Source organism: Mycobacterium sp. (assembly GCF_052143115.1).
GTDB lineage: Bacteria > Actinomycetota > Actinomycetes > Mycobacteriales > Mycobacteriaceae > Mycobacterium.
Genome location: NZ_JBKQTQ010000012.1, coordinates 1 through 10463, shown reverse-complemented (window position 1 = coordinate 10463; position 10463 = coordinate 1). Strand labels below are relative to the sequence as shown.

The window sequence follows — 10463 nt, the reverse complement described above, 5'->3', positions numbered from 1 at the left end:
GCACGACCGACTCGTTGATCACCCGCACCCCGCCCTCGCCGATGGCGCCGAAGGCCAATTCGGGCTGAAATGGCACACCAAGCTTGCGCACCACAAGAACATCCAGCGGTGCTTGCAGCGCCTCGGCAACTTCGAAGGCCACCGGCACCCCGCCACGCGGCAGCCCCAACACGACGACGTCCTGGCCGCGCAAAAAAGCCAGGCGCCCTGCCAGTTGACGTCCGGCGTCAGCACGATCCTTGAACAGCCTCATGTGTTGAGTGTGTCTCGCGCGGTGGTGCACCAATAAGGGGAAAAGGTCACTTCAGCCGCCCAACTACAGTCCGTGGCGCCAACCACTACGAGGTCACCACCGCCCACCCGGTCTGCGCCCCGGCTGGCGGCCGCAAAGGCTTCAAGCCCCACCACCACGATCCTGGCTACCCTCCCCGGGGCGCCGCCGAGGTCGCGACATCAGCGGCGGTCTCACTCCTTGCTCAGCGTCTGCCCTGCACTGCGGATAACGCTGCGCAAGAATTCGATGCGCGCAGTGTTGAGCTCTTCAGCCAAATTCAGCGCGGCGTCGATGATGGTCTTGCGCCGCGACTGATCGGCGATCACAGGGGTCACCTGATCGATGAACTTGCGCATCGCCTCGATCGCCGTCGTGCGCCCGGCTTCGAGCGACTCGAGCACGTCGTCGGACAAGTCGGCCCAGCCCGGTGTGCTCTTGCGCGGTGTTTGCGTCATGAACGACCTCCTCCTAACGTTCCGGTGTTAGCCGGCGTGTGTTGGATGCAGAAACGCGTCCCTCGACGCTATGGCGTTCATCCCTCTGCCACGAGTGGCTAAAGTCCTTTCTCACGCCATCATTTGGCCCACCTGCTGCGCCGGATTCGCCCATGTGTCAAACACCGACTTCAACCGGTGACTAACTGCCCTAGCCGCGGCGTGACACACCGGTCACGATCGAAATCCCATGCTAGAGAGAGGGATCGACGATGAAGGCTCAGGTAGGCGACTGGCTGGTGATCAAGGGCACCACAACCGAGCTGGCCGATCAGCGCGGGCTGATCACCGACGTGCACGGGCCGGACGGCTCACCCCCGTACGTGGTGCGGTGGCTGAATACCGGACACGAGGCCACCATTTTTCCCGGCTCCGATGCTCTCATCGTCACAGCCGCCGAACAGCAAAAGGCAATCCGTCAGCTTCCTTTCACGCAGCGTCCGCTGTATGAAGGGCCAGTCCAGCCCCGGGTGCGTGCGGCGTGTTCGTCTCTGACCGGGAATAGCGCGCACCGCCTGCAGCGCTGGGTGTGCGGGTCAACGACGACCAGCCGCTGGGCACCCGCGTCTCAAGCCTTCAATTCAAGATCGGCGGGCACATCGGCCGCGGTGTCCAAGAAGTAGATGACCTCCTCGAGCACGGCCACCAGCTGATCGTCGTCACGGCGCCCACTCAGCCGCCGTCGGCGAGTGCGCCGCGGCCGGAGGACCAATGACTCTCGCAGTGGTGACGTCAGGACCTGAGCCATGCCCGGACGATCCCGCCTGGGGTCTGGTCGGTGATCGCGCCGAAACGCGCTGCCCAACAAGTCAACCCGTGGCCGGTGACCTGCCCGCGATCGTCGCTCCAACTGTCACCGATGTGAGTCGGCACGACGGGACCGCTATGCGGCGATGCGATCTCGGTAGCCAGCGGACCTCCCTCACCGGTTTTGGTGGTTGGCGATGAGTACGGAGCAATCGGTGTGGTGCAGTGCGGCGTTGCCGGCCGGCCCGATGAGTTGCCCGACGTCGCCGTGGTCGCCGGCGCGCACAACGACCAGCTGGATAGACCGGGCGTTGTTGGCCAAATAGTCGACGATGCTGCCGGGCGCGGCCACCGAGTGGATCTGAAGGTCTGGGTAGCGTCGCTTCCACTGCGCCAAACGGCGATACAGTTGTGCGCGCACCAAGCGGTTGCGGTCGGCGACCGCGTCGACATCGCGATCGTCGCTGTATCGAGATCGCCAGCACGTGACGGCCAGCAGCGGGGCCTTACGCAGACGCGCCTCTTCGATGGCTATCTTCAGCAGAACGGCATTACCGGGTGACTCGTCCGTTTCGACGACGATCGAGCCGGCATGCTGACCGGCCCACGCGTCATTTTCGCGGACGATGGCCACCGGACACAGGCCAGCATGCGCCAAAGCCGCCGCCGTTGAACCCAGATGCCCGTGCTCGAAGCGTTTGAACCCGACGGCGCCCACGCAGACCATCGCCGCGGACTGCGAAGCCCGGACCAGCGCGGTAGTCGGGCGCGCCTGGGCGATTTCGGCCTCGATCTTGACCGGCTTTTCAGTTGACTCGACAGTCATCAGCGCGTAGCGAATTGCGCCTTCCGCGAAGGCGAGTTTGCGGGCAGCGTGGTCGGGGTGAGTGCGAGAGGTGGTACGAGGATCGCCAGCGTAGACGAGACGCAGGGGGATGTCGCGGCTGACGGCCTCGTCGACAGCCCACAGAGCGGCGCGGACCGCTGCCTTCGAACCGTCGATGCCGACAACGACTGAGGGTGGTGCCTGAGATTTCCGCATTCGGGCTCCCGGTTCGCAGGATGAACGGCTGTGGTCCCAAGCTATTGACCGCGCTACGGGGTTCTCAGAGGCCTTAGTCCTTAGTCAAAACGCCGTTAGTCCCGATCGACGCTCGGTCGAACCCCATCGGGGCGGTCAGCTATGCCTTTCTGGGTTGCCCGGTTGGTGAGAACTGGCTGGCAACGGCCCAAAGAGTGCTAGCTTCGTATGCGAGTGAAGTGATCGCTGAGTTCATTGCGGCCGGGTTGGGGGCTCAAAGGTTGGCGGCCCAATGGTTGGCGGCAGAGCTTCGCTCCATCGATAGCCGAAAGTTGGTGTGCCGTCTTCGTTTTCAACTGCCAGCGGTGAAGACAGGCTCAGCGCTGGGTGTCTCCCGTCGGTGCGAACTTCAGCTTCACGTAGTCCGTGATACCTAACCGCTGCCAAACGCTCCGTCGCCTGGGCGTTATTTGCGGCAGGGCTGCCGCCGCGTCGAGGATCTCGGGTTCTACGACATCAAAGGTTCTGCCGTTGGCCTGGATGGTCGCTCGTTTCGCCGCGAGCACGTTGCGCAGCCAGTCGACCCGCTTGCCGTATGGCAGGGGAACAATGAAACCGTCAGTTACCCGATCCGCCACTACAGGTGTCGCGTAGTTCTTGCCTGAGTGGCGTCCGGTGTGCCGTATCACTGACGCGTACCAGTATTTCCGGCCGGCCAGGCGCAGCATGGTCGGGGTAAGGACATATTTGTTGAAGACACGCACCGTGTCCTTGACCCGCTGCGGTGGGCTTTTTGCCGATGGGGATTGCGGTGTGGGCGCCATTTATCCTCGATTCAGTTTCATTCGGTGTTGATCGATGGCTTGCTCATCTGCCCAGCATCGACAAGCGACCAGTTCTCCAACAGGGGCGTTGGTCACATAAGAGCGTTTCTGTGGTCCTTCCGCCGCCGTGCGGCGTCGCGACCGGGTCTAACCTCGGCCTGTCGTCTTGATGCACGATCTATCGAGGAGTTCCACGATGACCGCTGCGGATCGCCCGGCCACGCTCCCGCAAGCTTTTCAGCGCACCGCAAGGATCGGGCCCGATGTGGTGGCATTGCGAACTGTCGGCGACGCGCAGACGTTGATGTGGCGCGACTATGCGGCCAGGGTGTGTCAGGTCGCCGCCGGGCTCGCCGCGCTCGGTGTCGGTCGCGGCGACGCGGTGGCGTTGATGATGGCGAATCGGATCGAGTTCTATCCGTTGGAGGTTGGCGCGCAGCATGTCGGTGCGACGTCACTGTCGGTATACACCGCGTTGGCGGCTGAACAGCTGACTCGTGTTTTTGTCGATTCGGCCACCAAATTGGTGTTCTGCGAAAAGCGGCACGTTGACCGGATCAAAGCCACTGACGCCGAGATCGACATTATCGTCTGCATCGACGGTTGCCCCGAGGGCACGATGTCGGTTGACGACCTCATTGCTTGCGGGTCATCAGATTTCGATTTCGAGTCGAGGTGGATGGCGGTGCAGCCCGACGATGTCGCGACGCTGATCCATACCTCCGGCACCACTGGAAATCCCAAGGTGGTAGAGATCACGCACGCGAGTCTGTTGTTGGAAGTGTTCGGCCTCGACGAGGTGCTTGGGCTGCAGTACGGAGACCGGGTCACCTCGTTCCTGCCGACCGCGCACATCGCCGATCGACTGACCGCGCTGTATATCCAGGAAGTCATCGGCACCCAGCTGACCGTTGTCCCGGACATCAAGGCGATCGCCGCCGCGTTGCCGGAGGTGCGGCCTACCATCTGGGGCGCGATGCCTTTGGTGTGGGAAAAGCTGAAGGCAGGGATCGAAGCCCAAGTCGCGGCGGAGACGGGCGTAAGGCACGCACTGGACGACTGGGCGCTCGGTGCGGCGGGCATGCGTGCCCGGGGGCTGCTCGACGGCAGTGAACTGGGTTTTGCCGATCGTGTTCGGTACGCGGTCGCCGACAAGCTGGTGCTCGGCAAGATCCGTGCGGCGATCGGCCTCGACCGGGCCAGGTGGTTGATCTCGGGGGATGCCCCTATCCCCAAGGAGACATTGGCATTCTTCGCTGGCCTGGGCCTGCCGATGACTGAGGTGTGGGGGATGTCCGAACTCAGCGGTATCGCGACCGTTTGTCATCCATACGACGCCGTGCTGGGTTCGGTTGGAAAGCCGCTGCCTGGCCTGGAGGCCAAGGTGGCCGCTGATGGCGAGCTCTGGGTCCGGGGCCCGCTGGTCATGAAGGGCTATCGCAGCGAGCCCGAGAAGACCGCCGAAGCCATCGACACCGATGGGTGGTTGCACACCGGGGACATCGCCACATTCGATGACGACGGCAATGTCTCGATCATCGACCGCAAGGAAGAACTGATCGTCAACGCGGCCGGCAAGAAAATGTCGCCGTGCCACATCGAGAACACGATCAAGGCCGCATGCGGTCTGATCGGGGCGATGACGACAGTCGGCGACGCTCGCCCATACAACACCGCGCTCATCGTGCTCGACGCGGAATCCGCGAGCGCGTACGCGGCCCGGAAACATCTCAGCGACGCGTCGGCGCACGCGCTCGCGGCCGATCCCAGCGTGATCACCCAGATCGCAACGGGCGTCGGGCGGGGCAACGCGAAGCTTTCCCCCGTGGAACAGATCAAGCGATTCAAGGTGCTGCCGGCATTCTGGGAGCCCGGCGGGAACGAAATCACCCTCACCATGAAGCTCAAACGCAAAGCGGTCACGCAGAAGTACGCCGCCGACATCGCGGAACTGTACGCAGCCGAACCCGGGTCAACGGTGCACGAGCCCAACTCGGCCACGCTGCCAGCGACTGCGCCCAGCAGAGTCCCGTGACGACCACCTCTGGTCACCGTCCATGGCTGCGGGAAGTCTTCGACGACGATGGCAACGAGGAAGAGGCATACGCCAGAGCAGACCGTGCGCACACGTTAAACCCACTCGATTGGGTTGTAACCGGAGTTGTGAAGAGGCAAGTTGCGGCCTTTGTGCCGGGGATGACTACGGGCGGACTTCCCCGGCGTGGACTGGTCGGCGATTGCGTCCACGGCTGAGGAAACGCTGGCCGAGCGCCTGGCCGGGTGGCAGGAACGGTACCCCGACGTGACCGTGCGCCGCGTCGTCGTCTTCGATAAACCTGCCCGCCATCTTCTTAACCAGTCCGAATCGGCCCAACTCGTGGTAGTCGGCAGCCATGGCCGTGGCGGGTTCGCCGGCATGGTGCTTGGCTCCGTGAGCACCGCGGTGGTGCATGCAGCCCGCACACCGGTAATCGTGGCGCGCCAGCGAATCACCAAAATCAGCCCTGACACGATGTTTGTGTCGACAGCCGCTCCTCAAACAAATAGAGAGCGGTCGGGGCCGTCGTAACTGATGGACGCTATGTGGCGGCACGCCCGGGTCCGGCGTGTCGCGTAGCAGGGTCACCGTCCCCAGGGGGGTCGGTCAGCGGTTGCGCAGCGTGCGTGACCGATCAACGAGCCCCGACCGCACCAGCGAGTCCTGCACGAACCGCTGCACCGGGCGGGAGCGGAAGAACCCGATGTGGCCGCCCCTGTACCACACGATCTGGGGTCTGCCCCAGTGCTCCCAGAGGCGGATCACCTGCTCGCGCGGATGCACGAGCTGGTCAGCGATTCCGGCGTAGATGAAGCGGCCCTGCATCGGCACGCGGGGAGCCAGCGACAGCGGCGATACCATCCGCCCGATCGGTTCGGCCATCGTCACCGCGCGACGGCGCGGGTCATCGCGACTCAGACCGGCGTGGCGTCCCAGTAGTTCAATCAGATCGGCCACCGGGACACCGAGGATCGCGCAGGTGAGGCCGTCTTCGAGGCTGGCGACCAGCGCCGCGATGTAGCCCCCGAGCGAGAGGCCGTTCAGCCCGATCGGCGACTCCGGTTGCTGCCACCGTATCCAGGACAACAGCCGCCGGATGTCCCACACCGCCTGGGCCGTGGCGTGCACGTCGTCGAGCACGTCCGCGCCGGGGAACACCGCGCCCTTGGGCAAGCCGCGCGCCCGGGGGCCGTGCATCGGAAGGACGGGCAGGACGACATTCAGGCCGAGATCCTCATGCAGATGCCACGCCCGGAATACGGTGAGGTCCAAGGCGGCGCGGCCCATTTCGGTTCCGTGTACACACACCAGCCAAGGTCGCGGCTCGTCGTGCCGCAGCAACAGCGCGTACTCATGGTCGTTGGCGGTGTAGCCCAGCCACCGTTCGCGGCCCGGTTCGCCCGGATGCGGTGCATACCCACTCTCGAAGAAGATGCGCTCATAGGAGTGTCTGCGGCCCTTCACCGGCCGGACCGTGACGTCGGTCAGCGGCGGGGGTGCCGCGAAAAACCCTTCCGGGTTGTCCAGCCACCCTTCCCGTTCGTAGAGCTCGACCGCCGCGACCAGTTCGCGGTTGATGCGTTCCAACGCCTGCGGATCGCTGAGCGGCCGGTGCGCCCGCAAGCCGAGAAGAACGACCTCATCGCGAAACGCATGCGCGGCGAGCGCGACGGTGGGTCGCGCAACCGGAAGCCCACCCGGCTGACGCTCCAGATACTCCCGCCACGATCGAGCGTAGTAGCGGCCGGTCCTTCTGAGCGGCCTGATGATGTCGCCCAGTGGACCGGGCACCTCGAGAGTGAGAAGCGCCAGCCCGTCGTCGATGTCGGGTGCTGCCATGATAGGCGACGCTAGGACCACGTCAGGCGGCTCGGTAGGGCCTTAGGTCCTGGTGAACGCCAGTCCGAAACCCTCGAAACCGAGCAAGGCCGCGCGGGATCAGTTGATCGCGCCGAGTCCGACATAGGGGTTCGTTCGGCGGGCGGCCATTTGTGGCATCTGTTCACCGGCGCCGATCAGGTCAGCAATATGGTGCATTGATGCGAGTCGATCGCGTGCTTCATCTCGGCCCGGGACAGCTCATGCGTACCGCACTCGCAAACCGCCGACACCAGATCATCGGCCTTTTGCACGCTGCCCTTAGTGGACCGCATCCTGGCCCACGGTCCCACCAAGTCGTCGGTGGTGACAACGAAGGGCATCCAGGTGGATCTGCGGGTTGTGCCCGCGTCGGTCTGGAGTGCGGCACTGCAGTACTTCACCGGGTCGAAAGCCCACAACATCCGCCTCCGCGAACTGGCCGTGCGGGCTGGGGCGGCTTTCGGCCACCGGCTAAATTGACGGCATGTATCTGATCACCTGGCCCGCCAGAGGCGACGTCAGCCCGTCCGTTGTCGAGCTGCTGCGGGGCAAGGGGGAGCCGGTCCGGGCGATGGTGCGCTCCGACGACGCCCTCGCGCACCGGCTTCGCGAACTCGGGGCCGAGGTCGTCGTGGGTGAGCTCACCAGTCCGGCCGACGTCGTCGACGCGATGCGGGATGTCACGCGCATGTTCTTCAACACGGGCATCTCGTTCGACTACCTCCAGGAGACGGCGATTGTCTGCGCGGCGGCCCGCGAGCGGGGCGACCTCGAGGTGATCGTCAACATGTCGCAGATGACGGTCTCGCAGATGACCCTGACCGGCAGCGAAGCGGATCGCGAGCAGCGGCTGCACTGGCTCTCCGAGCAGATCATGAACTGGTCCGGTGTACCCGTGGTCCACCTGCGGCCAACGGTGTTCCTGAACAACCCGCTGTTCACGGTGCTGGCCAGGCGATCCGTCCGCGAGCGCGATGCGCTGGCTCTGCCGTTCGGCACCGGCCGCACCTCACCGATCGCCCCCGATGACGTAGCACGCGTGGTCGCGGCCCTGCTGCTGAACCCGCCGAAGCCCGGGCAGGTCTACGGGCTGACCGGTCCGCAGGTGCTCGACATCAAAGATCTGGCCGAGCAGTACTCGCGCGCGCTGGGACGGCCGATCACCGCGGAAGACATCCCCTACGACGACTGGGTGCGCCAGTACTTGCGGACCTCGGGCCTGGCCGACCTCGATCAGCAACACATCGCGACTATGGCGCGTCTGCATCGCGAGAACCGCTACGACCGCGAGACCCATGACGTCGAACAGGTCACCGGTCAACCCGCTCAGACCGTCGAGCAGTACGTCGCCTCGCACCCGGAATTGTTTGCCTAAATGCCCTGCCGTTGGGACTTTCGCCGCAATTGGCAGGTATGGACGTCGGGCCAGTCGGTGGATTGGCCGCGGCTCGTGAATTCGCGTGCGAGGCCAGCTACTCCTCGTCGTCGATGATGTGAACGGCGGCCTCCTCGGCGGAGGCTGCGCCTCCGTCGATACCGACGTCATCAGCCAACAAGTCTGCGTCTACGTCTTCGCCAAACCCCTGGTCCGGTGCGACAAGTCGACCTGCCCGCGCGCGTCCCACCTCATTTCGCTGCGGAAATTCGGTCTCCCGCTCGGCTTCGTCGGAGCGTTGCTGCTCGCCCTTGTCGAACGGGTCATATAGCCGCGTTGCCGGATCCGGCTCTTCCTCGGCAAGCAGCTGGTCCAAGCTTTCCGGCGTCGAGCCGAAGGAGCCACGTCCGTACGCCCGCTCGGGCGGCGAATATCCCTCGTCGAGTACGTCGTCGACGCCACGGTCGATGAGGGTGTCCTCTGGCTGAAGTTGGTCGTCCTCATCCACGCTGTATTCGCCTGCCGACCCTTCCATAGCGCCATCCGGAGTAGTCATGACCCAACAATGTCACTACACCAGGGAAGCGCCATGGTGGGGGTGAGAGATCGCACCCTTCGACTCCTTCAGATTCAACCGAAAACGATTACTGACGTGCGATACACCGGTAAGCCTGCAGCCAAATCCGCGGTCGCCAGCTGTGCGCACGACCTGCTCCGGGGTATGCCTGTTCCTCGTTGCCACCGTCATCGAGCCTTCTTGCCCACATCGTGGGCGGCAAGACTCTCACTCCACCTGCTCCACCTGGACCAACCAACCGGGGTCAGTGCATGGCAAGGACCTTTGGCACTTGTGGGGGTGATGCCCGCAGCCGCATTGTGAAACAAGTAGCCGAGATGGCGCGGGTATCGCCGCGTCGAGTCGGCTGAGAGCGGTAATGATCCTGCGGTGGTGGTGCGAGACAGCACCTCATGGGGTTGACCGTGAATTTCATCTTTGAGGAGAAGACATGAACGTCGTCGCCGTCGTCATTGCGGTGATCATCGTGGCGCTGATTGTGGTGGCGCTGTCGATTCGGGTGGTGACCCAGTATGAGAAGGGTGTGTGGTTCCGGCTCGGGCGGGTCATCGGTGTCAGGGAACCCGGCCTGAGGTTCATCATCCCGGTCATCGACCGGTTGTGGAAGGTGTCGCTGCGCATCGTCACGATGCCGATCCAGTCGCAGGGGATCATCACCCGCGACAATGTCAGTGTCGACATTGCCGCTGTCGCGTATTTCCGGGTCGTCGATGCGGTGAAGTCGGTGGTCGCCATCGAGAATGTGTACGCCGCGATCGGTCAGATCGCCCAAACCACGCTGCGCGAGGTCGTCGGCCAGCACACCCTCGATGAGGCGTTGGCGGAGACCAAGGTCATCAACGCCAACATCCGGGAGATCCTGGATGTGACCACCCTGGAGTGGGGTGTCGAGGTGACTCTGGTCGAGCTCAAGGACATCCAGCTGCCCGACAGCATGAAACGGGCGATGGCCCGCCAAGCCGAGGCCGAGCGGGAGAAGCGCGCGAAGATCATTGCCGCCGAAGGTGAATCGATGGCCGCCGCTGCACTCGGTGATGCCTCGGACACCATGATGGCCCACCCCCTGGCTCTGCAGCTGCGCAATCTGCAGACCTTGATTGAGTTGGGGGTCGACAAGAACACCACGGTGGTGTTCCCGGCGCCGCTGATGAGCGCGATCGGTGATGTCGGAACTTTCTTCGCCCGCGAGACCGCCGCCGCCTCGGCAATCCTGCAGCCGCCGATCGAGGCCCCATCCGCCCAACACGCACAGA

General features: G+C 64.2%; 9 protein-coding genes and 4 pseudogenes. 6 read left to right on the top strand and 7 right to left on the bottom strand.

Going from position 1 to position 10463, the window contains the following annotated elements; all coding sequences use genetic code 11:
- Window positions 1-253: pseudogene (locus ACLQI9_RS01310) on the bottom strand (phosphoribosyltransferase); the annotation flags it as partial.
- A 212-nt stretch (window positions 254-465) separates the two neighbouring features.
- Complete coding sequence (locus ACLQI9_RS01305) at window positions 466-729, bottom strand: hypothetical protein (RefSeq protein ID WP_442382506.1); 264 nt, start codon at window positions 727-729, stop codon at window positions 466-468.
- 251 nt (window positions 730-980) lie between these two features.
- On the opposite strand from ACLQI9_RS01305, the pseudogene ACLQI9_RS01300 reads away from it, so the two are divergent.
- Window positions 981-1181, top strand: a pseudogene (locus ACLQI9_RS01300) (DUF1918 domain-containing protein); the annotation flags it as partial.
- Window positions 1182-1342: 161 nt separating this feature from the next.
- Here the strand turns inward: ACLQI9_RS01300 and ACLQI9_RS01295 are convergent.
- The 3 genes and pseudogenes from ACLQI9_RS01295 to ACLQI9_RS01285 form a co-directional block, all read right to left on the bottom strand.
- A pseudogene (locus ACLQI9_RS01295) lies at window positions 1343-1459 on the bottom strand (archease); the annotation flags it as partial.
- 231 nt (window positions 1460-1690) lie between these two features.
- The gene (locus ACLQI9_RS01290; protein WP_442382507.1) at window positions 1691-2557 is read right to left on the bottom strand and encodes a universal stress protein; all 867 of its coding nucleotides are present in this window, start codon (window positions 2555-2557) and stop codon (window positions 1691-1693) included.
- A 356-nt stretch (window positions 2558-2913) separates the two neighbouring features.
- Complete coding sequence (locus ACLQI9_RS01285) at window positions 2914-3360, bottom strand: nitroreductase/quinone reductase family protein (RefSeq protein ID WP_442382508.1); 447 nt, start codon at window positions 3358-3360, stop codon at window positions 2914-2916.
- A gap of 196 nt (window positions 3361-3556) precedes the next feature.
- Between ACLQI9_RS01285 and ACLQI9_RS01280 the strand changes: the two genes are divergently transcribed.
- Window positions 3557-5395, top strand: coding sequence for an AMP-binding protein (locus ACLQI9_RS01280; RefSeq protein WP_442390816.1), 1839 nt, complete (start codon window positions 3557-3559; stop codon window positions 5393-5395).
- Between the two features lie 180 nt (window positions 5396-5575).
- Window positions 5576-5845, top strand: a pseudogene (locus tag ACLQI9_RS01275) (universal stress protein); the annotation flags it as partial.
- Between the two features lie 159 nt (window positions 5846-6004).
- Here the strand turns inward: ACLQI9_RS01275 and ACLQI9_RS01270 are convergent.
- The gene (locus ACLQI9_RS01270; protein WP_442382510.1) at window positions 6005-7237 is read right to left on the bottom strand and encodes an alpha/beta hydrolase family protein; all 1233 of its coding nucleotides are present in this window, start codon (window positions 7235-7237) and stop codon (window positions 6005-6007) included.
- A 303-nt stretch (window positions 7238-7540) separates the two neighbouring features.
- Here ACLQI9_RS01270 and ACLQI9_RS01265 point away from each other — a divergent pair, with 303 nt between their 5' ends.
- Both ACLQI9_RS01265 and ACLQI9_RS01260 read left to right on the top strand, forming a co-directional pair.
- Window positions 7541-7738 carry a hypothetical protein gene (locus ACLQI9_RS01265; protein ID WP_442382511.1) on the top strand — a complete coding sequence of 66 codons (198 nt, stop codon included), beginning with the start codon at window positions 7541-7543 and terminating at the stop codon, window positions 7736-7738.
- Between the two features lie 4 nt (window positions 7739-7742).
- Window positions 7743-8633: an NAD(P)H-binding protein gene (locus ACLQI9_RS01260; RefSeq protein WP_442382512.1), complete on the top strand. Its 891-nt coding sequence runs from the start codon at window positions 7743-7745 to the stop codon at window positions 8631-8633.
- A 97-nt stretch (window positions 8634-8730) separates the two neighbouring features.
- Here the strand turns inward: ACLQI9_RS01260 and ACLQI9_RS01255 are convergent, their stop codons facing one another.
- Window positions 8731-9189 carry a DUF5709 domain-containing protein gene (locus ACLQI9_RS01255; protein WP_442390814.1) on the bottom strand — a complete coding sequence of 153 codons (459 nt, stop codon included), beginning with the start codon at window positions 9187-9189 and terminating at the stop codon, window positions 8731-8733.
- 451 nt (window positions 9190-9640) lie between these two features.
- Here ACLQI9_RS01255 and ACLQI9_RS01250 point away from each other — a divergent pair.
- On the top strand, window positions 9641-10463 hold an 823-nt coding region (locus tag ACLQI9_RS01250; protein ID WP_442390812.1), incomplete at its 3' end, for an SPFH domain-containing protein.